This is a genomic window from Pseudomonas helvetica (genome assembly GCF_039908645.1).
GTDB lineage: Bacteria > Pseudomonadota > Gammaproteobacteria > Pseudomonadales > Pseudomonadaceae > Aquipseudomonas > Aquipseudomonas helvetica.
The window spans coordinates 2,713,586-2,738,555 of sequence record NZ_CP150917.1; the positions used below are offsets into that span (position 1 = coordinate 2,713,586).

At 60.1% G+C, this 24,970-nt stretch carries 19 protein-coding genes and 3 pseudogenes; 15 read left to right on the forward strand and 7 right to left on the reverse strand.

Translation table 11 applies throughout. The annotated features are described in order from the left end of the window. The first annotated feature begins 440 nt into the window (after window positions 1-440). The 4 genes and pseudogenes from copC to AABM55_RS12520 all read left to right on the forward strand — a co-directional run. Window positions 441-824, forward strand: coding sequence for a copper homeostasis periplasmic binding protein CopC (gene copC, locus AABM55_RS12505; protein WP_347929725.1), 384 nt, complete (start codon window positions 441-443; stop codon window positions 822-824). Window positions 825-827: 3 nt separating this feature from the next. After that, window positions 828-1,766 (forward strand): copper homeostasis membrane protein CopD, encoded by a 939-nt coding sequence (gene copD / locus AABM55_RS12510; RefSeq protein WP_347929726.1) that lies wholly within the window; start codon window positions 828-830, stop codon window positions 1,764-1,766. Between the two features lie 49 nt (window positions 1,767-1,815). Continuing rightward, window positions 1,816-1,998: pseudogene (locus tag AABM55_RS12515) on the forward strand (hypothetical protein); the annotation flags it as partial. Beyond that, window positions 1,997-2,196, forward strand: a pseudogene (locus AABM55_RS12520) (alpha/beta hydrolase); the annotation flags it as partial. The pseudogenes AABM55_RS12515 and AABM55_RS12520, both read left to right, overlap by 2 nt. Before the next feature lie 73 nt (window positions 2,197-2,269). Here the strand turns inward: AABM55_RS12520 and AABM55_RS12525 are convergent. The 3 genes and pseudogenes from AABM55_RS12525 to AABM55_RS12535 form a co-directional block, all read right to left on the reverse strand. Continuing rightward, on the reverse strand, window positions 2,270-3,382 hold the full coding sequence (locus AABM55_RS12525; RefSeq protein WP_347929727.1) for an alkene reductase: 1,113 nt from the start codon (window positions 3,380-3,382) through the stop codon (window positions 2,270-2,272). Window positions 3,383-3,722: 340 nt separating this feature from the next. Further along, window positions 3,723-5,294, reverse strand: a pseudogene (locus tag AABM55_RS12530) (xanthine dehydrogenase family protein molybdopterin-binding subunit); the annotation flags it as partial. After that, on the reverse strand, window positions 5,218-6,531 hold the full coding sequence (locus AABM55_RS12535) for a c-type cytochrome (RefSeq protein WP_347929728.1): 1,314 nt from the start codon (window positions 6,529-6,531) through the stop codon (window positions 5,218-5,220). The gene AABM55_RS12535 and the pseudogene AABM55_RS12530, both read right to left, overlap by 77 nt. Window positions 6,532-6,761: 230 nt before the next feature. On the opposite strand from AABM55_RS12535, the gene AABM55_RS12540 reads away from it, so the two are divergent. The 3 genes from AABM55_RS12540 (at window position 6,762) to AABM55_RS12550 (ending at window position 9,855) form a co-directional block, all read left to right on the forward strand. Continuing rightward, on the forward strand, window positions 6,762-7,976 hold the full coding sequence (locus tag AABM55_RS12540) for an MFS transporter (RefSeq protein ID WP_347929729.1): 1,215 nt from the start codon (window positions 6,762-6,764) through the stop codon (window positions 7,974-7,976). Between the two features lie 194 nt (window positions 7,977-8,170). Then, a complete protein-coding gene (locus AABM55_RS12545) occupies window positions 8,171-9,070 on the forward strand; it encodes a LysR family transcriptional regulator (RefSeq protein WP_347929730.1) in 900 nt (299 codons plus the stop codon). A gap of 107 nt (window positions 9,071-9,177) precedes the next feature. Continuing rightward, window positions 9,178-9,855, forward strand: coding sequence for a DsbA family protein (locus AABM55_RS12550; protein WP_347929731.1), 678 nt, complete (start codon window positions 9,178-9,180; stop codon window positions 9,853-9,855). Window positions 9,856-10,004: 149 nt separating this feature from the next. Here the strand turns inward: AABM55_RS12550 and AABM55_RS12555 are convergent, their stop codons facing one another. After that, entirely contained in the window at window positions 10,005-10,727 is a 723-nt protein-coding gene (locus tag AABM55_RS12555; protein ID WP_347929732.1) for a pirin family protein, read from the reverse strand. Window positions 10,728-10,942: 215 nt separating this feature from the next. Between AABM55_RS12555 and AABM55_RS12560 the strand changes: the two genes are divergently transcribed. Together AABM55_RS12560 and AABM55_RS12565 are read left to right on the forward strand one after the other, a co-directional pair. Beyond that, window positions 10,943-11,893, forward strand: coding sequence for a GlxA family transcriptional regulator (locus AABM55_RS12560; protein WP_347929733.1), 951 nt, complete (start codon window positions 10,943-10,945; stop codon window positions 11,891-11,893). A gap of 186 nt (window positions 11,894-12,079) precedes the next feature. Next, window positions 12,080-13,576 carry a winged helix-turn-helix domain-containing protein gene (locus AABM55_RS12565; protein WP_347929734.1) on the forward strand — a complete coding sequence of 499 codons (1,497 nt, stop codon included), beginning with the start codon at window positions 12,080-12,082 and terminating at the stop codon, window positions 13,574-13,576. Here AABM55_RS12565 and AABM55_RS12570 read toward each other — a convergent pair. Next, a complete protein-coding gene (locus tag AABM55_RS12570; protein ID WP_347929735.1) occupies window positions 13,523-16,318 on the reverse strand; it encodes a winged helix-turn-helix domain-containing protein in 2,796 nt (931 codons plus the stop codon). The genes AABM55_RS12565 and AABM55_RS12570 overlap by 54 nt on opposite strands. Before the next feature lie 326 nt (window positions 16,319-16,644). Here AABM55_RS12570 and AABM55_RS12575 point away from each other — a divergent pair, with 326 nt between their 5' ends. Next, a complete protein-coding gene (locus AABM55_RS12575) occupies window positions 16,645-17,220 on the forward strand; it encodes a flavodoxin family protein (protein WP_103320150.1) in 576 nt (191 codons plus the stop codon). A 43-nt stretch (window positions 17,221-17,263) separates the two neighbouring features. After that, window positions 17,264-18,088, forward strand: coding sequence for an alpha/beta hydrolase (locus AABM55_RS12580; RefSeq protein WP_347929736.1), 825 nt, complete (start codon window positions 17,264-17,266; stop codon window positions 18,086-18,088). Window positions 18,089-18,121: 33 nt separating this feature from the next. Here AABM55_RS12580 and AABM55_RS12585 read toward each other — a convergent pair whose 3' ends face one another. Next, window positions 18,122-18,586 (reverse strand): AraC family transcriptional regulator, encoded by a 465-nt coding sequence (locus AABM55_RS12585; protein WP_347929737.1) that lies wholly within the window; start codon window positions 18,584-18,586, stop codon window positions 18,122-18,124. 226 nt (window positions 18,587-18,812) lie between these two features. On the opposite strand from AABM55_RS12585, the gene AABM55_RS12590 reads away from it, so the two are divergent. The 4 genes from AABM55_RS12590 to ycaC all read left to right on the forward strand — a co-directional run bounded on the left by AABM55_RS12590 (window position 18,813) and on the right by ycaC (window position 23,250). After that, entirely contained in the window at window positions 18,813-19,736 is a 924-nt protein-coding gene (locus tag AABM55_RS12590) for a LysR substrate-binding domain-containing protein (protein WP_347929738.1), read from the forward strand. A gap of 347 nt (window positions 19,737-20,083) precedes the next feature. Beyond that, entirely contained in the window at window positions 20,084-20,719 is a 636-nt protein-coding gene (locus AABM55_RS12595) for an antibiotic biosynthesis monooxygenase (RefSeq protein ID WP_347929739.1), read from the forward strand. Then, entirely contained in the window at window positions 20,716-22,554 is a 1,839-nt protein-coding gene (locus AABM55_RS12600; protein WP_347929740.1) for an amidohydrolase, read from the forward strand. Before AABM55_RS12595 ends, AABM55_RS12600 begins: the two co-directional genes overlap by 4 nt. Window positions 22,555-22,623: 69 nt before the next feature. Further along, window positions 22,624-23,250: an isochorismate family cysteine hydrolase YcaC gene (ycaC, locus tag AABM55_RS12605; RefSeq protein WP_019690857.1), complete on the forward strand. Its 627-nt coding sequence runs from the start codon at window positions 22,624-22,626 to the stop codon at window positions 23,248-23,250. A 233-nt stretch (window positions 23,251-23,483) separates the two neighbouring features. Here the strand turns inward: ycaC and AABM55_RS12610 are convergent, their stop codons facing one another. Next, window positions 23,484-24,911 (reverse strand): mechanosensitive ion channel family protein, encoded by a 1,428-nt coding sequence (locus AABM55_RS12610; protein WP_347929742.1) that lies wholly within the window; start codon window positions 24,909-24,911, stop codon window positions 23,484-23,486. Between the last annotated feature and the right edge of the window lie 59 nt (window positions 24,912-24,970).

A 24,970-nucleotide genomic window follows, 5' to 3' on the forward strand; every position in this document is an offset into this window, starting at 1 on the left:
ACCCCTTTGAATCCACATCAGGATGATGATTCTTGGGGGTGAGCGTTAGGCTTGATACAACTTTAAAGCTCGCCCCCTGTCAGAAGCCTTAAGTGAGCATTACCGTTTTGTCAGGTTGCAACTTTCTTCTTGAACCTATGGGTAAACAGAATGCAGGTGCACGTCATGATGCCCAGCCTGGATGGCTGGGCAGTCCTTATTCAGGGCAAAGAGCCACTCCAAAGCTGACTGAAATGTAATCGCACGGCCTGCATTCATGTGGCATGGTGTAGTCGCACTATAACGCTGGCGTCTTGGCCAAGTTCCCCGTGTTCAGTACTTACCAGGACGTGGAATACGCTGAGTATTCGTCTGTGGTTTTAACAAAAAACAAGAAGTAAAAACTGGATCTTCCCCCCACCAAACCTCGAACTAACAGCTCATGCTGTGAGGAGTCTTGCATGTCATTCCTTAAAACCACCACCGTAGCGGCTGTACTGACCGCTGGCTTGCTTCTGAGTGCAATTGCTCAAGCACATCCAAAACTTCTTTCCTCCACTCCAGCAGAAAGTTCGGATGCAGCGGCCCCTTCGAAAATTGAACTGCACTTTTCCGAGAACCTCACGACTCAGTTCTCCGGTGCAAAACTGATCATGACCGATATGCCTGGCATGCCGAACTCTCCAATGGGCGTTAAGGCCGGCGTCGCGGGTGGCAGTGATCCGAAAACGATGGTTATTACGCCCGCATCGCCATTGACCACAGGTACTTACAAAGTCGAATGGCGTGCCGTCTCTTCGGACACTCACCCGATGACCGGCAACTTTTCTTTCAAAGTGAAATGATTCATGAGCGACTCAATAAACATCGTGGTTCGTTTTGCTCTTTATTTCGACCTGATGCTGTTATTCGGATTGGCCATTTTTGGCTTATACAGCCTCAGGGGAAAGGAAAGAGTATCGGGCACAACCTTGAATTTTGAGTCGCTTCTTTATGGTACTTCTGTGGCAGGTGTAGCCCTGTCCCTGGCCGCCATGTTGTTGCTTGCGAAAGCAATGAGCGGTGTGTCGGGGTTTATGGAGCTACATCACCATATTTTTCAAATGGTCCTCATGGGGACTGACGTCGGGTTGACCTGGATGGTCCGAATAGCCGCTCTGGTGGTGGCAATGATTGGCGTCGCATTGAATAAGCGCCTTCCGACACTCAGCCTCTGGATCGTCACCGCATGTGGAGCCATTGCACTGGCCACCCTGGCGTGGACAGGACATGGTGCTATGGATGAAGGTGGCCGTCGTTATTGGCATTTCATCAGCGATATCTTCCATCTTTTAGCCGCAGGTGGTTGGCTGGGTGCCCTCGCGGCGTTCGCTCTACTGCTGCGTTTGAAGTCACTGAAGGGCGAGCAAGAGGCGCGAATGCTTGCTCGGGTACTGACTGGATTTGAATTGGCTGGCGCGGTGATCGTAGTAATCCTGAGCATCACCGGTGTAGTGAATTACCTGTTTATCGTAGGTCCAACCCTCGATGAGGTGATGCTGAGCACTTATGGGATATTGCTGTTCCTGAAAGTCCTGCTGTTTTCCGGAATGATCGTACTGGCCACTCTCAATCGCTTTCATCTAAGCCCGCTGTTAGAGCGATCAGTTCGAAATGGCGAGTATTCGGTTGCGGTCAACGCTTTGCGGCGTAGCATGATCTTTGAATTCTCAATGGCAGTCGTCATCGTGTGTCTTGTCGCTTGGTTAGGAACGTTGAGCCCGGAGATGAGTATGAACGCTGAATAGAGCTAAAAGCCGCGTGTCTCGTTTCCCTCTACAAGCATTAAAAGACGGATTGAAAAAAGAGGCTTTTGCCTCTTTTTTCGTTGGCGCATGGGCAGGCACCAGGGCTGCCGACAATGTGTCCGCCAGCGCTGCATCGGCTACATCGGAGGCCATCCGCCCATACCGCATTCATGTTGATGAAGCGCGCCTGACCGATCTGCGAAAACGCATCGCAGACACCCGCCGGCCTGATGATCGGCGCCAACGCATCGGCGCAAACTGAAAAGCCTGCTGTCGTTCTCGTGCACGGTGCCTTTGCCGATGCGTCGAGCTGGAGTGGCGTGGTGAGGATCCTCGAAAAGGATGGCTACCCCGTTGTGCTGGTCGGCCACTCCTACGGGTTTGCGTCAGCGCGTTCGCGCCCGAGGCGGGCGAAACCGTCGTCGGGCTAGTCAGGTATCGAATCAAGGCATCGAGTGAGGCATTCACTCCTGCCTTGATCGATTTTTTGTGTCCGGCGTCCCTTATGGATGAACGGGATAATCAATGTATCCGCGCTGGTCGCCACCAAAGAAGGTGCTCGGGTCTGAAGTGTTGAGCGCCAGTCCGTCACGGATTCGCCGCGGCAAGTCAGGGTTGGCCAGAAACGGCCTTCCAAAGGCAATGATGTCAGCACGATTGACGGCCAGGGCTTGTTCTGCCGTTTTCGGATCGTAACCACCGGCGACCATCAGCACGCCTTTCCATTGCGTACGAAGTTGACCGATGATTGCGTCCCAGCGGGGATCGAAGTTCTCGTCCTTGACGGTGCCCACCACTGCAGGTTCCACAAGATTCAGATAGGCCAGGGGCCAGCGGTTCAGAGAACGCACGATGTGGCCGAATGTGGCCTCGGGTGTCGCATCGCCCATTCCCATGAAGCGCCCCATGGGCGTAAGCCGTACACCCACTCGTTCGGCCCCGACCTCATCGGCAACAGCCTCTACGACCTCCAGCAACAGGCGAGCGCGATTTTCCACGCTGCCGCCGTAGTCGTCCTCGCGCTGGTTGCTGTTGCTATTGATGAATTGGTCGAGCAGATAACCGTTACCCGCGTGGATTTCAACGCCGTCCATGCCGGCTTTCAAGGCGTTGCGCGCAGCGCGACGATAGTCGCCGATGATTTGCGCAATCTCCGAGGTTTCCAGGGCACGCGGCACTGGCACATCTCCCCAGACACCATTGCCATCGTCATCGACGATAAATGTCTTACCTGGAACAGGCAGTGCGCTGGGAGCAACCGGCAGGGCGTTATCGGGTTGGAAGCTCGGGTGAGAGACACGACCGACATGCCATAGCTGCATGAATATTAGTCCTCCCGCTTCGTGCACTTGTGTACTCACCTGGCGCCAGGCATCCACCTGTTCATCGCTGTAAATCCCCGGGGTCCAGGCGTAACCCTGGCCTTGACGGGAAATCTGCGTGGCTTCGGTAATGATCAAGGCCGCACTTGCGCGTTGCCGGTAATACTCGGCGTTCATGGCGGTCGGAAGGTCGCCCGGCTGTCCGGCTCGGGAGCGGGTCAGAGGGGCCATCGCCACGCGATGAGCCAGTGTGTAGGGACCAACCGCAATCGGTTGAAACAGGTGCTGAGTCATGGGTATTTCCTTGGGAGGGCATCGACCGGGATGCCGTGATTGCTCAGGCGGACGGTGCCTGGTTGAAAAGCAGGTGATTGCCGATTTCCGTGCCCTGTATCCGCAGTTTCCGATCCAGCGCCAGTTGGGTTGATGATCCCGGTCCCGGTTTGATCGACGTGTACAAGAGTCTGTCGACAATGGCGCGGCGTTGACGATGCGATTGTGATGCAGTGCCGAACACGCGGTTTTCCTCCTGTTGGGCACTAACTTAATCCGCCGGGCCTTGAGTGATAATCCAACCGCAGCTCTACGCTGCATTGCGTGAAACGCAACGCTTCTACGGGAGGTGGATTTCAGGCTATGCCTGCTGCTCTGAGCGGGTCAGGGGGAGATTCAGCCAGCGTCGGCCGGTAGCGTTCGCCACGGCATTCCCGATGGCGGCGGCCATGGGGCCCTGGACGATCTCGGCTGCACCGAGAAAGGGTTGTCCCGGCTGATCGAGCAAATGCACATCGACCTGCCTGGGTAACTGAGGAAAGCGCAGGATCGGATAACCGCTCCAATCGTAGCTGCGCACACCTCCCGGGTCGTAACCGACTTTTTCATACAAGGTCCAGCTGGCGGACTGCACGATGCCTCCTTCCACCTGGTTGCGCAGGCCATCAGGGTTGACGATTTGCCCCACGTCCACTGCTGTTACCACTCGATCGAGCTGAACCTCGCCGGTCTGCGGATGCACCTGCAAACGGACGGCTATTGCGCAGTACCCCATGATGTTCTTGTAGCGGGCAAACGCGAAGCCAATGCCGGAACCAGGTTCATTGCCTTTGTGCGGCCAGCCGCTGGCGTCCCGGACGCGTTCGACCACCGCCCGTGCTCGCGGGTCTGTCAGATGGGCGAGGCGCAAGGCAACCGGATCGGTGCCGGCCTGAGCGGCCAGTTCATCGATGCAGGCTTCGATGGCGAAGATATTGATGTGTGCCCCCAACGAACGCATGGCGGATGTGCGAAACGGCATGGTGGTCACGAAGTTCATGTCGATGCGGGTGGATGCCAGGGTGTACAGCGGCACGACATTTCTATCGCCATCCCCTTCGGGCTGGGCGATTGGAACCGACGGCGCGGAGACGAATGGGCGGGCCAACAGCCGTGCAGGAATCAATCTGCCGGCATTTACGATGCGTTCGTTGTGCGGTGTCGTCCACAGCTCATAGGCCCAGTCCTGCAGTTTGCCCTGCGCATCGAGGCTGGCCTGGACCTCGGTGAGCATGGCGGAGCTATAGGGCTCCCAGAGATTTTCCTGCTCGCGCATCCATTGCACACGCACAGGCGCGCCTGCAACACGCATCGCAATCAACGCGGCATCGGCTGCCGCGTCGTCCGCGCCGTTGTGGCCGTAACACCCGGACCCCTCGGTATGGATGCAGCGCACCCGCTCTGGCGCCAGTCCCACCATTTCGGCGATCCCCGTGCGAAGAGGGTAGACACCCTGCGTGTGGGTCCAGACAGTGAGCGTGCCATCCTTGAACCAGGCCACGGCGCAGGATGGGCCGATGGAGCCGTGCATGAGGTACTGTTTGGTGACCCGCGCGCGATAACTCGCGCTGGCTCCGGCAGCCGGGCTGCCTTCGTGGCTGATCGGATAGCGGTGTGCGGGGAGGCGTGTCAACAACGAGTGGATGTCCCGAGATTCGGGGATCGCCTGTCCGCCGCTCCAGCGGGCCCGCTCATACCCGCTGCGCATCGCTTTAATGGCTTGCCACTCGTCTCGGGCCACCACTGCCAGGTAATTGCCGTCGTGCACCACCTGCACCACCCCGGGCAGACCCTTTATCGACTCCGCATCGAAGTCTTCAAGGGTGCAACCAGGACGTGGCGGACGGATAACGCGGGCATGCAGCATGCCGGGCAGGCGCAGATCCTGGACGAAGGGTGGAAGAAAGGTCTGCCCACGGCTGGCCAGGCCTGGCCTGCTCGCGAACAAACGATGCCAGCGCTGCAAGCTGGTCGTTATCCAGGCTGGCTGCGAAAGGTGGCATCACCGGCCCGGGTAGCCCTGGGGTGGCAGGCACACCTTCGAGCACTGTCTTGAGAAAGTTGCGCGCGCTCGCTGCATGCAGCGCTGATGTCCGATCCAGAGCGGGGCGTCCATCAATCTCTCGCATCGGTGCGGCCGGGCCATGGCAACCCGCGCACGCACCCTGGAACAGCAGGGCGCCAGACGTCTGCCCGACTACCTCGGTGGGGCGCGTGATCGCTGAGGCGGGTAGGGTGGACGCAGGGTTCTTGAGGCTCAGCAGATATTCGGCAATGGCCTCGGCATCGCTGGCGGGCAGGTTGGCCAGGCTGAGGCTGACCGGTCGCATCGACCCCGCGGCGGTGCCATGGCCCTCCACGACTTCAGCGCGTAAGTAGCTCACCAACTGCTCGCTGCTCCAGGGAAAGTCACGGTTGGCCATACCCAGCAGAGAAGGCGCCTCCCATCCGTCTACCGTCCCTCCTGCAAGGTGCTGAGCGGGTTTCTCGGCGCCTAGCAGGTTGAGCGGAGAATGGCAGCCGGCGCAGTGGCCAGGGCCTTCGACCAGATAGCGTCCGCGGTTCCAGGTTGCAGATTGCTGCGCCACGGGCGTCAAGGGTTCTGTATGCAGGAACAGCAGATTCCAGAACGACACCAATGGCCGGATGTTCATCGGGAATTTCATCCGGTTCTGTATGGCTGGCGAATGCACGGCGGGGCCGCTCATCAAATACGCGTAGACATCCGCGATATCCCCGTCCGTCATGCGCCGGTAGTGCACGTAAGGGAATGCGGGATACAGCAAGTGCCCATCGCGCGAGACTCCTTCGCGCATTGCCCGTTCAAAGGCCGGCAATGACCATTGGCCAATACCGGTCTCGGCGTCCGGAGTGATATTGGTGCTGTAGAGCGTGCCGAACGGTGTCGCCAGCGCCAATCCACCGGCCAGGTGTTGGCCACCGGGACGCGTATGGCAGACCGCGCAGTCGCCGGCTTCGGCTACGCGCGCACCTTGTTTTACTTGAGCTGAATCGAAATGCTGTGGCGGTTTGGCCGGCGCGATCGCCGGGCGCCACATCAGCAACGCAGCGCATATCCCGCCTACCGAAGCTAGAACCACAGCGCCCACCCACAGCTGCCTGGCTTTCATGACGTCACCCTTCATTCGTCCGTGGAACCCGCGAGGGACTCATCTCGCCGAGGGTAGAGAAGGGGGACGGGCGGCGGTATTAGCAAACTGCGCAACGGCGTTTTGCGCCATCGGCAACGCTGGGATCGTTGCGCCATACGCATCGCTCAATTGCCCCAGCGGTGGATTCTCCTTGGCGAACGTCGCGTTTAGCCTTGCCGAAACTTTCTCCCAGCAAATGAGGTTTCATCATGCCCATCGGCAACGTTGCAACAACGGCAAGTACGACGGTGACGGGTGAACGGCCCGCGTCAATCTCTGGCGCCCTCGTGGCCTTGTTGGCCTTCTGTTGTGGCGCCGTCGTCGCCAACCTTTACTATGCCCAGCCGATCGTCGAGCTGATCGCTCCGCAAATCGGTCTATCGAACGCCCATGCCAGCCTGATTGTTTCGCTGACCCAGTTTGGCTATGCCGCGGGTTTGCTCCTGTTGGTGCCGTTGGCCGACCTGATGGAAAACCGCCGTCTGGTGGTGGGTTTCACGCTCGCTGTGAGTCTTTGCCTGGTTGGCGCCGGCTTTACTCAGTCGCCTTCGCTGTTCCTGGCACTGTCAATGCTCATCGGTCTCACTTCCGTGGCGGTACAGATTCTCGTGCCGTTAGCTGCGCACATGGCACCTGAAGAAACCCGCGGGCGGGTGGTAGGAAACATCATGAGCGGCCTGCTGCTGGGCATTCTGTTGGCGCGCCCGCTGTCGAGCCTGTTGTCGGAGGCATTCGGTTGGCGCGGAGTATTCTTCAGCGCCGCGGGCCTGATGGCATTGATCGCCTGCATCATGGCCGTTGCCCTGCCACGGCGCATGCCAACACATCAGTCCTCTTATGGCGAGTTGATCCGCTCGGTATTTGTGCTCGCGCGACGCCATCCAAGCCTGCGTGAACGGTCCTTGTATCAAGGGTTGTTGTTCGCCAGCTTCAGCCTGTTCTGGACCATCGTTCCTATTGAATTGATTCGCCAGCATGGCTTTAGCCAGGCGCAGGTCGCGGTGTTTGCCCTGGTGGGGGCCGTTGGGGCGATCGCGGCCCCGATTGCCGGCCGGCTGGCCGACGCGGGGCATGGCCAGCGCGGCACGCTCGTTGCGTTGATGCTGGCGCCTGTTTCCTTGCTGATCGGTGCTCTGCCGGGCAGTGGTTACCTTTGGCTGGTGGCGTGCGCGGTGCTGCTGGATTTTGCCGTGCAACTGAACATGGTGCTCGGACAGCGTGAGGTATACGCCATCGATCCGCACAGCCGGGCGCGCTTGAATGCCGTGTACATGACCAGCATCTTTGTCGGTGGGGCCCTGGGATCGCTGGTGGCCAGCCCCCTTTACGAGCTGGTTGGATGGAACCTGTCGGCAGCCTTGATTGCGGCGGTTCCTGGCGTGGCACTGGTGATGTTTCTAATTCGTCAGTACCGCCAGGGGTGAGCACCGTCGCGAACTATCGAGACCGAAGCCGAAGAGAAGGAATGCTCGCCGCAGGGTAATGGATATCCTTGGGGGGCAGCGACCTGTCGATGGAGTTCTGGAGTCACACCCGTGCTTGAGCACAACCATGCAAGACACCTCAATGGCGGTCAGGCATAGTAGTTCGCTTGATTTTTCGCTCTCGGGATTGCCTGATGGACAAGTTGCTGGCGCTGAAGATGTTTGTTGAAACCGTGCGCTGTGGCGGCTATTCATCAGCGGCGCGCAAGCTCGGCCTCTCGACGTCTTCGGTGACGCGGCAGGTGGCTGGCCTGGAAAGTGAACTGGGCGCCAGCCTGCTTAATCGCACCACGCGCAACACCAGTGTCACGGTCGCAGGGCAGGCTTATTTCGAGAAGGCCGTGGCGATTCTCGAAGCCGTCGACGAAGCCGATGCCACCGTCGCCGACCGTGGCACCGAGGTCCAGGGACATCTGCGTGCCAGCGTTCCGGTGGAGTTCGGCCGGCGCATCATCGCGCCTCATCTGGGGCGCCTGTTTGAGCGCCATCCGGGCCTGGAGATCAGCCTGTCGTTGAGCGACCGGGTCAGTGACCTGATCCGCGACCGAATCGATGTGTCTGTGCGTCTCGGTTCTTCGGTGGTCAGCGATGACATCGTCAGCAAGAAGATCGGTGACTTTCAGCGTTGGGTCGTGGCCAGTCCCGAGTACCTGACTCGTACCGGTCTGCCGCGCCACCCGAGTGACCTGCTGGAACATCAGTGCCTGCGTTTTGACTATGGCGCGGAGCACCACGATTGGACGTTCCGGGGTGACGAAGGCACCCTGCGCCTGAGTGTGCAGGGGCGATTGCAGAGCAACAACGCCGACATCCTGCGCGAGGCGGCGCTGGCCGGTGGCGGAGTGGCGCTGCTGGCCGACTGGCTGGTGCGTGACGATGTCAGCCGGGGCCGTCTTACCCGCGTGCTGGAGCAGTATGAAGTCAATCCCGGCACCGCCAGCACCTGCATCAACGCGCTGTATCTGCCCAACCACCGCGGCTCCAGTCGCATCAATGTGTTCATTGAGTTCCTCGAGGAAGTCCTCGCTTCCTGAACACCACTCAGGTATTCGACAAAACAGCGTTGCGCGCCATGTGGCTACTCGTCCGGCAGATGCAGGTCTAGAGTCTGGCCATCATTTGTCGAAGGAAGGTGGTCGCTATGGATAACGCCATTCATCTGGCGTACGACTTCATCAATCCCTGGTGCTGGATCGGTGAGCTGAACCTGCGCAAGGCTATGGCGGCAGCGAATCGGCCACAGCCGATTGTCTATGTGCCGTGCCGATCCGCTTTCGACCTTCCCGCCAGCCGTATCGAACAGGGTGAGTACGCCAAGCGCAAGTTCGGCAGCCTGTCGCGCAGCCGGATGTTCGAAACGGAAATCACCCAGGCCGGCCAGGCGCTGGGTTTGTGTTTCGCCTTCGACCGAATCGAGCGTTTGGTCGATACCGACCCGGCGCACAGCTTGATGCTGGAGCGGGCCGCACGCGGCGGTGACTGTGCCGGTCTGTTCAGGCGTATCTTCCGAGCCTATTTCTGCGAGGGCCGCGATATTGGGGATGTGCGGGTACTCGCGCAGCTGGGTGGGGACAGCAAGGTCCAGCAGGACCGGTTGCTCGATTATCTGCGCGGAGGTGAAGGAATGGCGGCAGTGCAGCGCCACAAACGTGATGCCGCAATTTGGCCAGGTGGGGTGCTGCCGGTGCTTCGTATCGGCGACACCCTGGTATCGGGTGCCCAACCCAGCGCATTGCTGGCCCGTGTGTTGCGGGACGCGGCGGTAGCTGAGGTTCAAGTGGCCCACCGCCGCAGCGGTGGGCGAAGTGCATTAGCGTAGCCGACGTGCAGTGATATCCAGCACCCGCGGCTGGCAGGTTACGCTCAACGAACCCACCGACATCGCCTCAAGCGTTTGCGGGGTCCTGTCTGTCGAAGTCTTAGCCTGCCAATCAAGCCTGGGGGCGCAGGCCCCCAGGCACGTTACGATCAAGGCATTTCTGGCAGTTCTTGTGGACGCAGATCGAACACCAGCACTTCAGCATCCACGCCGTTGCTCAAGGTCAGTGCTTGTTCTTCCCGAACCCGCACGCCATCGCCTTCCTGCAATTGCAGGCCGTTGAGCTCGACCTTGCCACGCGCCACATGCACATAAGCGTAGCGATTCGCGGCGAGCGTGAGCGTGGCGGTTTCCTTGCCGTCGATCAGGCCGGCATAGACCCGGGCATCCTGACGTACCCGCAGCGAACCGTTGGCCCCATCGGGGGAGATGATCAGTTGCAGGCGCCCGCGTTTTTTCTGCGTGCTGAAGTGCTCTTGCTGATAACGCGGTTTGGCGCCGCTGACGTCCGGTACGATCCAGATTTGCAGGAAGTGCACCGGGCGGGTTGCCGAGTGGTTGTACTCGCTATGCGCCACGCCGCTGCCGGCGCTCATCAATTGCACGTCGCCAGGGCGGATCACCGAACCTGTGCCTAAAGTGTCCTTGTGTTCCAAGGCACCCTCGAGCACATAGGAGAAAATCTCCATGTCCCGGTGCGGGTGTTGGCCAAAACCTTTAGCGGCTGCCACACGGTCATCGTTGATCACCAGGAGGTCAGAAAAACCCTGCTCCCGCGGGTTGCGGTAGTTGGCAAAGGAAAAGGTATGGAACGACTTCAACCAGCCGTGATTGGCCGCGCCGCGATCAGAGGCTTTGCGAAGGGTCAGCATGATGAAATCTCCTGTTTGGGACGAGAGTTCGTCCGAGTGAGGAGAAGGTTAATGTTTATCAGTGGGTGCAATAAGTAGATGGAAATTGAAATACTGTCTCGATCAGGTTGACAGTTATGTGAGCGGGTTCATGTATTCTTGTTGTTACAAATGGCCATAATGTTCAGCGCTGACGCTACGTTTCCTATTTCTTTGATATCAGTGATTTCCAACCCATGAAAACCGTGGCAATGGTGCTGTTTCCAGACTTTCTCCTGCTTGATATGGCCGGGCCCATGGAGGTGTTTTCCATCGCCAACCGTTATCTGGAGCCGGGCGACCGTTATCAGCTGTCGATGATCGGCACCGAGCATGGCTTGCTGCGAGCTTCCAACGGTGTCAGCGTTCAGGCCGATGTGCATATCGATCAGGCGTGCGAGGGCTATGACCTGTTGCTGGTACCGGGCGGCCCGGGGGCCTACAACGAAAAACATCCGCCGCTGCTCGCCTGGCTTCAGGGCGCCGTCAGCCGGGTGGCCTGTTATGGCTCGATCTGTACGGGGGCGTTCATATTGGGGCATGCCGGTTTGCTGGACGGTTATCGGGTGACGACTCACTGGCATTACACGGAGCGGTTGATTCGAGCCTTCCCCGAGGCGACGGTGAAGACCGATCAGATATACGTCCAGGATCGCAACCTGATCAGCTCTGGCGGGGTCACCGCCGGCATCGACCTGGCACTGGCGGTGGTCGCTCAGGATCACGGCAAGAAAGTCGCCCAGGACGTGGCCAAGGTGTTGCTGGTGGTGATGAAACGCCAGGGCGGGCAGGCACAGTTCAGCCCGTTGATGACTGCGGTGGCACCCCAGGAAACGCCGGTGACCCGGGTGCAGAACCATGTGCTCGAACACCTTGATGAAGCCTTCAGCGTCGAGCGCATGGCCAGCCTGGCGAATATGAGTGCGCGACATTTCGCCCGGGTGTTTGCCCGTGAAGTGAATATGACGCCGATGGAATTTCTGCAAAGCGCGCGCATCGATTGCGCCAGGAACCTGCTGGAAACCAGTGACCTGCCGCTCAAGACCGTCGCCTACAAGAGCGGCTTCGGCAGCGTGCGGCACATGCGTTTTCTGTTCAGTGAAAAACTGGGTCTGACTCCCGCCCAGTACCGCGAACAATTCAGCTAAAGCGTTCATGTCCGTCCAGCGCACCGCGATGGCCGTGACGCTCCCTCCATCGCCGTTGTACCGTCACCGATGCCTGCCAAGATACTCGTGGACTCTTGGCAATGGAGGTGCGGGAGCCTGGGCGAACTCGTGCAATGGATGATGCAGTACCTTGAGACGGGCCAGGTTTTCAGCACGTAAACGTGCATGAACAGACTCAGAGATTTAAATAGCAGTGCGGTGCTGCGGTTTGGCCCGTACGTGTTCCACACTCGTCAACGGCTGATCCTGGACGGTGATCGGCCGCTGCGTATGGGCGGACGGGCACTGGATATCCTCCAGGTACTGGTCGAGCGCGCGGGTAACGTGGTCAGCAAGGACGAACTGATTGCCCGCGTCTGGCCGACCTCGGTGGTCGAGGAAATCAATCTGCGCGTGCACATAGCTGCCCTGCGTCGGGCTCTCGGCGACGGCCAGAACGGGCAGCGCTACATCGTCAATATTCCCCGGTGCGGTTATAGCTTCATCGCCCCGGTGCAGTGTGAGTTGGACGGTGCGCTTTTCTCGATCGAGACCGTTCAAAAGCACCAGCACAACCTGCCTGCACGGATCACGCCAGTGACCGGCCGAGATTCGATCGTTGGCAGTGTGGTTAGGCAGTTGCCGGTTTATCGTTTCATGACCTTGGTCGGCCCCGCCGGCATTGGCAAGAGCACGGTGGCCTTGCGTGTGGCCGAACTGCTGTTGCCGCACTATCGCGATGGCGTCTGGATCGTTGATCTGGCGGCAATCGATGACCCCGCGCGGCTCGTCGATTATCTGAGCCAGACCCTTGAACTGGACGTTGGCGTGGATGCACTGGCGCGACGGCATGCTTTGCTGGTGCTCGACAATTGCGAGCACCTGCTCGAACGTTGCCGATCACTGGTGGAAGGTCTATTGGTTTCGGCGCCACGGGTCTCGATCCTGGCCACCAGCCGCGAACCGCTGCGGGCTGCGAGGGAAACGGTCCAGCGATTGCCAGCCCTGGCGGTGCCGCCGATGTCGGCGCTGCAGAGTGTCAGCGAGGTTATGAGCTATTCGGCGGTGCAGCTGTTTGTCAGCCGTGCCCGTGCCCGCCAACAAGGCTTTGCTCTGCGTGAAAAGGACCTCAAGGCTGTGCGGGAAATCTGTCGGCGCCTCGACGGTCTGCCCCTGGCCATCGAACTGGCAGCGGCGCAGATCGATGCCCTGGCACTGGTTGGGCTGCGAGCACAACTGGACAACTGTTTTCAACTGCTGACCCAAGGCCGGCGCACCGCTGTGCCACGGCATCAGACGCTCAAGGCCGCGCTGGAATGGAGCTATCAGCGGCTGAGCCCGCTGGAGCAGACCGTACTGCAGGGGCTGGCGGTGTTCAAAATAGCTTTTACGTTGGACGCTGCGATCGGTGTCATCAGTTGTGCGGTGCTGCGGTCCACCAGTCTGGCAGAGGTGATAGAACGGCTGGTGCTGAAATCGCTGTTGTCGGTTGAACAGGGTGATGGCATGACACGTTATCGGTTTCTCAACACTACCCGCACTTACGTACTGGAAAAGCTTGAACTGAGCGGGCTGCGGCGAGTATTTGAAATGCGTTATGCCCGCTACATCAGCCGGGCACGCTGGGTTTCAGGACGGCCTATGTCGTTGCAACTCGTCGAGCAGACGGCGGACTTTGCTTAGGTCTGGTGTGGCAAAGCCTTCGGTGAAGCGGTTGTAGATTGGCGCCAGCAGGTCATAGGCTTGTTGGAGGCGGCCTTGATGCTGCCAAAGCTCGGCCAGTGATGTGGCAGTGCGCAGCTCCCACGCCAGAGCGCCCTGGGCTTTTGCCACTGCCAGCGCTTTGAGCAGCACGGTCTCGGCTGCACTTCGGCTGTTCTCTGCAAGCAGAGCATTCGCTCTGGCCCGAAGGATCTCCGCCGTGCTCCAACCCGCAGCGCCGTTTTCGGCCCGTGCCAGCAATGCGTCATCGACGAAACCGCTATCGAGGGTGACCATGATTTCCTTGATCAGCCCGGTGCCGGGTTGCGGGTCTGGATGTGCACCATGGCTATCGATCACCTGTGCATAGTGTCGGGCCCAGTTGTAGAACAACAGCACCGAATGTTTTTGTGCTTGTTCGAGCAGCAGGCGCAAGAGGTCGCGGGCAGTTTGAGTGTCGCCGTTGTAGTGGGCGATCAGGCAACCGGACAGTGCCAGCGTGTAGCAGATGGACGTGCCGTGGTCGATCTGAAGCGCAATGTCCAACGCCTGACGCGCGGTGCTCCAGGCCTTTTCCGGATGGCCTTGTAGCCAGAGGATCCGCGCAAGAATGGTCAGGGCGGCGACGCTCTGGTCGTACTGCACGCCAAAGCCGTGGGTGAAGCGATTGAGGTGTCCGCTCTGGGCCATGCGCTGAATGACCTGTTCAGCACTCTCCCGTGCCCGTTGTTGATCCCCGGCAAAGTGCAGGGCCAGCACCTGCAAACGGTGTGTACTCAGGGACACTGCGGCGTTGCCTTGCACACCCAGGCGATCGAATTGCTGGCTCTGTTCCAGAGCTGTTTGGTAGTTGCCGCAACTGAGGTTGACCGCCATGTGCCCGGACACGGCCCTGAGCTGACCGGCCACATCGTTGCAGCGTTCGGCCAGGGTTCCGGCGCTCACAAAGGCTTCGACGGTTTCGGCGGTGCCGCCTTGGGTGTGGTAGCAGGAGCTGCCGAGGGCGAGCTTGAGGGCCATTTTCAGACGAGGGCAGGGCTCGGGCGTCAATTCGAGCAGCGCCAGGGCCTTGCGCACGTACACGCCGTGTTCCTTGAGCAGCGACAGTTCCTGCCAGAGTGGCGTCGAAACCGAAGCCAGCCGGATCGCCACAGCCTGCGGCCCTTGAGCGTTCAAGCCCCAGTCCAGGGCCGAGCGGATGTCTTCCAGACTGCGGGCGTAACGCTCGATCCATATATCGGTCTGGATGTGCTCCCAGTCGTTCTGGGCCTGATGCATCAATGCCAGGCAGCGCTCGGCGTGGCGTTCCAGGGTGTCTGGCAAATCATTGGCCTGGTCGAGTTTTTCCAGGGCATAGCTGCGGGTGGTATCGAGCAGACGGTAGAACACCTGCTCGTCGCCGACCTCCACGTTCAGCAGTGACTTGGCCACCAGTTGCGTAATCGCGCCAAACACCTCGCGGGGTTCGATGTGTTCGCCGACAATCACCGCGGCCGCCGATTCCAGCGTGAAACCGCCCCTGAACACACCCAGTCGGCGCAGGCAGGTTTGTTCGCAGGTACTCAGCAGCTCGAAGCTCCAGTCGAGTGTCGCGCGCAGGGTCTGATGCCGTCCCAGCGCCGTCTGGCAGCCCTGTGCGAGCAGACGAAAACTGCCTTGCAGTTGCGTCAGCAATCCACTTAGACCAAGGCTGTTCACTTGCGCTGCGGCCAGTTCGATCGCCAAAGGAATGCCGTCCAGGCGGCGACAAATCTCGATCGCCAGAGGCAGTTCAGCATCGCTCAGTTCGAAGCTGTCATGGCTGGCCATCGCCCGTTCGATGAACAATTGCACAGCCGAAAAGCTCAAGGCCTGGGAGCGGTCCAGCGCAGCGATGGGCGGTGGGCAGTCCAGGGACTCCAGGCGCTGAACGAATTCGCCTTCGGCCCGCAGGCTTTCGCGACTGGTGGCCAGAATGTGCACATCGGGCGCGCCACGAAGGATGCTTTCGCTGAGCAACGCAACGGCGTCGATCAGATGTTCGCAGTTGTCGATGACCAGCAGCATTTGCCGCTCGCGCAGGAAGGTCGTGAGACAGTTCATCGGTTCAGTGTCGTGCAACGACAGGTCCAGCAGCGTCGCCAGGTGAGTGGCGATCATCAACGGGTCGCTGATCTGGGCCAGGTCCAGCAGGCGAATGCCGTCCCGGTAGCGACCGATCAGTTGTTCGGCGACGCGCAGTGCCACCGTGGTCTTGCCGATACCGCCAGGGCCAACGAGGGTGATCAGGCGTTGGCGTGGCAAGTTCGTCACCAGACTGTCGACCAAGGCCTGGCGACCGATCATGCGAGTCCGACGAATGGGCAGGTTATGGCCGCTCTGCTCGTGGCCGCTGCTCGGCGGACGTTGCTCGATGTGCTCCAGCGAGTACGGCGCGACAAAACTGTAACCACGCTGGGCCACGGTGACGATGTAGCGCTGGCCGGCTTGACCGTCGCCGAGGGCTTTGCGTAGCGCCGCGATGTGCACTCGCAAATTGATGTCTTCGACTACGCATTTGGGCCAGACCTGCGCGATCAATTGCTGCTTGCTGACTACATTCCCGGCGTGTTCCAGCAGGATCAACAGAATGTCCATGGCGCGCCGACCCAGGCGCAGCGGCTGGTCGGCCTCCAGCACCAGACGTTGTCCGGGGTAGACCCGGTAAGGGCCGAAATGCACAGCCTGTTCGGGGGAAAGGGTCAACGGGTCACTCCTGCTTGTGTCCTTCTATCTCGCGGTATTCGAGCATGTTCTTCAGATTTTTTCGTCAACGCAACGCAGTGACCGAACGACTGTCCTGCGTGTGCAGTGTATGCAGCGTTTGCGGCACCGTTCGCAAGCGCTGTATTTACTGGGCGCGGCGGTGACAAATGACTGAGTCGCGGCTTTAGGCGCACCGTTGAAAATTAACAACGTTTAACTCGTCCTGCGCCCTGTTTACGCCCAAAAATACACTACTTCCAGTCCATCAACCGAAGGCGCCGGTCTTCGTGCAGCAAAAGGGATGAACACTTCAGGAGGATGCCGGAATGAGCGACGTGGTAGTGGTCTATCACAGCGGCTATGGTCATACGCGAGTTATCGCCGAAGCTGTGGCTCAGGGTGTGGAGCGACACTTGGGCAGTACCTGCCAATTGATTGCGGTCGAGGAAGTGGATGGGCACTGGGACCGCTTGCACCGCGCCGACGCGATCATCTTCGGCGCCCCGACGTACATGGGCAGCGCATCGGCGTCGTTCAAGGGCTTCATGGAGGCTACTGCGTCGTTCTACCTGGCGCAGCCCTGGCGCGACAAATTGGCCGCCGGGTTCACCAACTCCGGCTGTCTGTGCGGCGACAAGCTCAACACCTTGCTGCAGATGGCCGTGTTCGCCGCTCAGCACTCAATGATCTGGGTCGGCCTCGACCTGCTGCCGGCGCGTTCCAGCAGCGGGGTGTTCGATGGGCAATTGAATCGTCTGGGCAGCTCCCTGGGCGCCATGGCCCAGTCGAATGTCGAACAGTCTCCCGAACAAGCGCCACCTGTTGAAGATCGCCGCACCGCCGCGCACTTGGGCGAGCGGGTGGCGCGCCTGGCCGAGCGCATGGGCCATCCATCGAATTGATTCACCCAAACACCCCCCACGCCTTAATTAAGGAGCAATCGCCATGAGCACATTTACCACCCGCGACGGTACCGAGATTTACTACAAGGACTGGGGCACCGGCCAGCCCATTGTCTTCAGCCACGGTTGGCCGCTGAATGCCGACAGCTGGGAATCGCAGATGATCTACCTGGCGTCCAAGGGCTACCGGGTCATCGCCCATGACCGCCGTGGTCACGGGCGCTCCAGCCAGCCCTGGTCCGGCAATGAAATGGACACCTACGCCGACGACCTCGCGCAGTTGATCGAGCTGCTGGATCTGCAAAACGCGGTGCTGTTCGGTTTCTCCACCGGTGGCGGCGAAGTGGCGCGCTACATCGGTCGTCATGGCACTGGGCGAGTCGCCAAGGCCGGGCTGATTTCCGCGGTGCCACCGTTGATGCTCAAGACCGAGGCCAATCCAGGCGGCCTGCCGATGGAAGTGTTCGACGGTCTGCGTCAGGCGTCCCTGGCGGACCGTTCGCAGTTGTACAAAGACGTCGCCAGCGGGCCATTCTTTGGTTTCAACAAACCGGGTGCCAAACCTTCCCAGGGCATGATCGACTGGTTCTGGATGCAGGGCATGACCGCTGGTCACAAGAGCGCCTACGACTGCATCAAGGCGTTCTCCGAAACCGACTTCACCGAAGACCTGAAAAAGTTCGACGTGCCGACCCTGGTAGTGCACGGTGACGCCGACCAGATCGTGCCTATCGAAGCCGCCGGTATCGCCTCGGCCAAACTCGTCAAAGGTTCGAAGCTGCTGGTCTATCCAGGCGCGCCTCATGGCCTGACCGACACCCACAAGGATCAGCTCAACGCCGATCTGCTGGCGTTCCTCAAGGCCTGATCAAAATCAAAAGATCGCAGGTTGCGCCAGCTCCTACACGGACATGTGTACACCCGCGGGAGCTGCCGCAGGCTGCGATCTTTTGCTGTTGAGAGAGGGCAGGGCGCGCACCGCCTGACAACGCCAGGCAAACGGATTGATGCCTTCGCTGCGGGTGAACATGTGGCAGAAGTGCGCCTGATCGCAGAACCCGCACTCCAGACTGATTTGGGTCAGGGTCAGGTCAGTGTTCTGGATCAATTGCTTGGCCCGGGCGATACGCTGGCAACGAATCCAGTCCTGAGGCGAGAGGCCGGTGCTGCACTTGAAGGTGCGGGAGAAATGACTGCGCGACATCGCGCAGGCCCGGGCCAGTTCGGTGACTTCCAGGGTTTCGCTGAGGCGCTCGAGGATCAATTGCTTGACCAGGCTTTCCCGCCAGGGGCTGAGGCCGCCAGTGGTGGCTTTTCGCGTTTGCGTGGCTGGTGCGTGGGCGGCGTTGTGCTGAACGTGGGCCATGGCAAATGTCCGTGTCGGTGGGAATGCGCTGGCGCACTGCACGGTGGGTCAGCACCATCCCTTTTGGAATAACAGGTTTGCGTAGAAGGTTTGATTGTTGGTCGCAGGGCTTTGGCTTGCGAGTTAAACGTTGTTAATTCCTCCGGTTAACAGCGAGCGCAAACCTTTGATTGAGTAAAGTCCAAAAGACTTTGCCTGGCTAAAAAAACACCATGGAACCGTACCTATGAACCGTAACGATCTACGCCGCGTCGATATGAACCTGCTGGTGATTTTCGAGGCTCTGATGTTCGAAAAGAATCTGACCCGGGTCGCCGAAAAACTCTTTATGGGGCAGCCGGCCGTGAGCGCTGCATTGGGGCGGTTGCGTGATCTGTTCGACGATCCGCTGTTGCTGCGCAACGGTCGCGGCATGGAGCCGACGGCACGGGCGCTGGCGATTCTCAAGGAGCTGCAGCCGGCGATGGACACCATCTCCGGGGCGGTCAGCCGGGCCAGGGAGTTTGATCCGGCTACCAGTTGTGATGTGTTTCGCATTGGTCTGTCGGATGACGCCGAGTTTGGTTTGTTTCCGTCGCTATTGAGCCATCTGCGGGAGGAGGCACCAGGGATCATTGTGGTGGTGCGCCGGGCCAATTATTTGCTGATGCCGACGTTGCTGGCGTCCGGGGAGATTTCAGTCGGGGTCAGTTACACCACCGAACTGCCGGCCAATGCCAAACGCAAGAAACTGCGGGATATCCCCTGCAAAGTGCTGCGCGCAGACAACCGGCCAGAAGCACTGACGCTGGATGAGTACTGTGAGCGGCCCCATGCGATGGTGTCGTTCTCGGGGGATTTGAGCGGCAACATTGATCTTGATCTGGCCAAGGTCGGGCGCACCCGGCGGGTGGTGTTGGGGGTGCCGCAGTTCAGTGGGTTGCGGGCGTTGCTCGCAGGGACTGAAATGATCGCTACCGTTCCCGACTATGCCGCCTGCGCGCTGGTCGAAGGCTGTGCCTTGAGGGCCGAAGATCCGCCGTTTCCCATCGATAAGGCACAGTTGTCGATGGCCTGGAGCGGGGTGCACGACAATGATCCGGCGGAGCGATGGTTGCGCTCGCGGATTACTCAGTTCATGTCCGAGCCGTTGAATATCCCAGCTTCATAGCGGAAAAACTTCTGCCAGATTTCGCTTCTGTGGCAAGCAAGCTTGCTGTGGCGAGGGAGCTTGCTCCCGCTGGGGCGCGAAGCGGCCCCAAAACCAGCCACCGGGATTCATCAGGTAGAACACGACAGCCGGTTCCACGACTGCCGCGCCCGAGCGCAGACCGGCCGGCGCGAGCAAGCTCGCTCGCCACAGGAAAGTGTCAGGCTCAAGTCCGCTCGCAAAGAGAGCACATACGTTCAATTTTCCCCTCCCTCACGCCGGCATTATCGAACCAAGTCCTGGCGCATCAACGCCGCTGGTTTTCACTTGTGCTGCGCACAATTTCCGTTTCGCCGGAGCCTTTCGTTATGCCTGATTCCAATCGACTCGACCCTGCAACCACCCACCCGGTGCGCGGCTTCGAAGAAGTCGTGACCCTGGTCGTCAAACACCGGGTCAAGGCCGGTTTTGAAGTGCCCTATGAAGCCTGGCTGCGGCGGATTGTCGGTATTGCCGGGCAGAGCGAGGGGCATTTGGGGGTGGATGTGATTCGCGGCAAGAGCGCCGGCCTGGACATGTTTACCTGCGTGCTGCGTTTTTGCTCTACCGAGGCGATGCAGCGCTGGCTCGAATCGCCGCAACGGCTGGAGTTGGTCAACGAAGCCGAGCCGATGCTGGCGGATGGGGACCAGACTGAGGTCAACCCGGTCAAGGAGTTCTGGTTCGCGCCACAGGACGATGCCGGTTCGCCACCGCCGCGCTGGAAACAGGCCGTGGTGACGCTGCTGGTGATTCTGCCGCATACCTTGCTGGTGCCGCTGATCTGGGGCCCGCTGCTCAAGCTCAACGCCTTTCTGTCCAATTACGTGGTTGCCACTTTTCTGATCACCGTGACCATTGTGGTTTCGGTGGTGTACCTGTTCATGCCCAGGGCGACGCGTCTGTTCGCGCCGTGGCTGAAAGCCGGACAACCTCATCCCACTCTGCCTGAGGAAAACCAATGAACGCCGATCTGATTCTGTTCAATGGCCAATTTCATACCGTTGACCGTGAAAAACCCCTCGCCAGTGCGGTCGCGATCACCAATGGTCGCTTCGTCACGGTGGGTACCGATGCCGAGGCCATGGCCCTGCGCGGTTCGGGCACCCAGGTCATTGACCTCAAGGGCCGCTGCGTTATCCCTGGCCTCAACGACTCGCACTTGCACTTGATTCGGGGTGGCTTGAACTACAACCTCGAACTGCGCTGGGAGGGCGTACCATCGCTGGCCGATGCCCTGCGCATGCTCAAGGACCAGGCCGATCGCACGCCGACGCCGCAATGGGTGCGGGTGGTCGGTGGCTGGAACGAATTCCAGTTCGCCGAAAAGCGCATGCCGACGATTGAAGAACTCAACCAGGCTGCGCCGGATACGCCGGTGTTCGTTTTGCACTTGTACGACCGCGCCTTGCTCAACCGCGCAGCGCTCAAGGTTGTCGGTTACACGCGCAACACGCCGAACCCACCGGGTGGCGAGATTGTGCGCGACGCCAACGGCGAGCCGACCGGCATGTTGGTGGCCCGTCCGAACGCGATGATTCTTTACTCGACCCTGGCCAAAGGGCCGAAGTTGCCGCTGGACTATCAGGTCAACTCAACCCGTCAGTTCATGCGTGAACTCAATCGCCTGGGCTTGACCAGCGCCATCGATGCGGGCGGTGGTTTCCAGAATTACCCGGACGATTACGCAGTGATCGAGCAGTTGGCCAAGGACCAGCAACTGACGATTCGCATTGCTTATAACCTGTTTACCCAGAAGCCCAAGGAAGAGCTGACCGACTTCAAGAACTGGACCAGCAGCGTCACCCTGCATCAGGGCGACGATTACCTGCGGCACAACGGCGCCGGTGAAATGCTGGTGTTTTCGGCGGCGGATTTCGAGGACTTCCTCGAACCGCGTCCGGACCTGCCGCAGACCATGGAAGAGGAACTGGAACCGGTGGTTCGCCACTTGGTCGAGCAACGCTGGCCGTTCCGTCTGCACGCCACTTACAACGAATCCATCAGCCGTATGCTCGATGTGTTCGAGAAGGTCAATCTCGACATTCCGTTCAACGGTTTGCCATGGTTCTTCGACCACGCCGAAACCATCACCCCGCAAAACATCGAGCGGGTGAAGGCGCTGGGTGGCGGCATCGCGATTCAGGACCGCATGGCGTTCCAGGGGGAATACTTCGTCGACCGTTACGGCAGCAAAGCCGCCGAGCACACCCCGCCGATCAAACGCATGCTCGCCGAGGGTGTGCCGGTCGGCGCGGGCACCGATGCCACACGCGTTTCCAGCTACAACCCGTGGACCTCGCTGTACTGGATGGTCAGCGGCCGCACCGTCGGTGGTCTGGCGTTGTACGAGGAAGGCTTGCCGCGCACCACTGCGCTGGAACTGTTCACCCACGGCAGCGCCTGGTTCTCGTCCGAACAGGGCAAGAAGGGCCAGATCAAGGTCGGGCAACTGGCGGACCTGGCAGCGTTGAGCGCGGACTTCTTCAGCGTCGAGGAAGAAGCGATCAAGTGGATCGAGTCGGTACTGACGGTGGTCGGCGGCAAGGTTGTGTACGCCGCCGGCGACTTCGAAAAACTCGGGCCGGCCAGCGTACCGGTACTGCCGGACTGGTCGCCGGTGATGAAAGTCCCCGGCCACTGGCGCCCGAATTCGCCGATGCAGGCTCAGGTCCACCATTGCAGCGGCCCGTGCGCGGTGCATACGCACAGCCATGAAAAGGCGCGCCAGTCGAATGCGCCGGTCAGCGATTTCGCCGGTTTCTGGGGCGCATTCGGCTGTTCCTGCTTCGCCTTCTGATTCCGAAACAAAGCGCCGGTCTTCGTGACCGGCGCTCCCCCGCAACAACCATCCATCGAGGAGTTTCACATGAGCAACGTTCCTTACTCGCGTCTGAACAAAGACGATGCCGTTGTGCTGTTGGTCGACCACCAGACCGGCCTGATCTCGCTGGTGCAGGATTTCAGCCCGAACGAGTTCAAGAACAACGTCCTGGCGCTGGGCGACATCGCCAAGTTCTTCAACCTGCCGACCATCCTTACCACCAGTTTCGACAGCGGCCCGAACGGCCCGATCGTGCCGGAACTCAAAGAGCAATTCCCGGACGCGCCGTTCATTGCCCGCCCTGGCCAGATCAACGCCTGGGACAACGCAGACTTCGTCAAAGCCATCAAGGCCACCGGTCGCAAGCAACTGATCATCGCCGGTGTGGTGACTGACGTGTGCGTGGCGTTCCCGACCCTGTCGGCGCTTGCTGAAGGTTTTGAAGTGTTCGTGGTCACCGATGCTTCCGGCACCTTTAACACCACTGTGCAACAAGCGGCGTGGGCGCGGATGTCGGCCGCCGGTGCGCATCTGATGAACTGGTTCGCGGTGGCCTGCGAGCTGCAAGTCGACTGGCGCAATGACATGGAAGGTTTGGCGAATCTGCTGTCGCAGCGTCTGCCGAACTATCGCAATCTGATCAATAGCTATACCAAGTTCACCGCCAAGTAATCCGCTGAAAAAAATGCCCGTCGATGTGCGCAATGCTGTTCACTTACGCCGATGCTTCAGGCATATCCGCAGTTGTGGCGAGGGAGCTTGCTCCCGCTGGGGCGCGAAGCGGCCCTGAATTGGGCCTGCTACGCAGTCCAGCGGGAGCAAGCTCCCTCGCCACAGATACTTCTCAGGCCTCCAGACCTCCTTAAATGAACAGCATTGCCGCCGATGTGCGGGCATTTTTCTGCTCAACGTTTTTGCAACCACCCCAGAAATCCACCTTTCCTGACCGGCACAGGCTTGGCCATCAACGCCAGCCGACTGTTCTGTTGCCGTACCGCTTGCAACTTGTTCAACGCCTGGCCCACTTCGTTGCGCTGCTCCATACACTGGCGGGTCAGGTTCTTGTCGAGACGGTAGATGATGGAGGAAGTCAGCGCGGTGAACGTCGCCTGGGACGGTGTATCGGCAAGGATGCTCTGTTCGCCCATGACTTCGCTCGGCCCCATGCGACCTGCCTCGGCCAGGCCATTGCCGTCGGACACGCTGGCGCTGACGACACCGGTGGCAATCACAAACAGGCTGTCCGGCACTTCGCCCAGATCCAGCACCACCTGGCCGGCGGTGTACTGCTGCGGCACCATCGATTCGGCGAGGCGGTCACGTTCTTCATGGCTGAGCGAGCGGAAAATCTTCACTTCATCGAGCAGTGCGCGGGCGCGGCTCGAGGGTTCGATCAAACCGTCCGGATGCCGCGAGATGCCCGCCGCTTCAAGGTGCCGATGGGCGAGGTCGAACAGTTGATTGCGCACGTCGCCTTTCTTGCCCAGTTCGGCGATGAAACCGCTGGCCACGTATTCGGACATTTCTTCACCGGCCTCTTTGAGCAGCGCTTTCGGCGCCGGATCGAGCAACAGACTGCTGCTGCCTTGCAGAGTCCGCTCGAGGGCATCGAGCACCCGGCGCGGACGGACGTGGTTCGGCACCTTGATGCTGATCGACACGCCGTGCAGGTGGGTCGGGCGGCTGAGATTGACGATCTTGGCCTTGGCCGCCACCGAGTTCGGCACCACGGCCAGGGTGCCAGCGCTGGTCAGCAGATGGGTGGCGCGCCAGTCGATATCGAGCACCTTGCCTTCGACACCATCGATCATCACCAAATCGTCCACCTGATAGGGCTTGGTGGTGTTGAGCACGATGCCGGAGAACACGTCGCTCAACGTACTCTGCAACGCCAGACCGACCACGATGGCAACCACCCCGGAGGTCGCGAGCAGGCCTTTGACCGGCAGCTCCAGCACATACCCGGCGGCAGCGACAATGGCGGCCAGGAACACCAGCGCACCGATCACGTCCTGCAACAACCGACCGCTGTGACCGATGCGGCGCATCAGGGCCAGACCGATCACTTCGGTCAGCACCCGCGCGGCGTACAACCACCAGAGAATCCCCAGTGCCGTGGCGCCCAGTTGCGCAACAGGGTCATCGGCGAACAACGGCGCCTGCAACGGGCTGACGCCGGCGTTGATGACCAGCGCACTGAACGCCAGAAACAACCCCAGACGCACGCCGACCCGCAAGGCGCGGTGCTTGAACGGGGCGAGGTGCCAGAGCAGAGCGTCGAGTACCAGAAGCAGGGCGCTCCAGGACAGCAGGTGGGTGAGGAGAAAGGACATGAGGAACTCCAAAGTCTGGATGACATTTGTGGCGAGGGAGCTGGCTTCCGCTTGAGTGC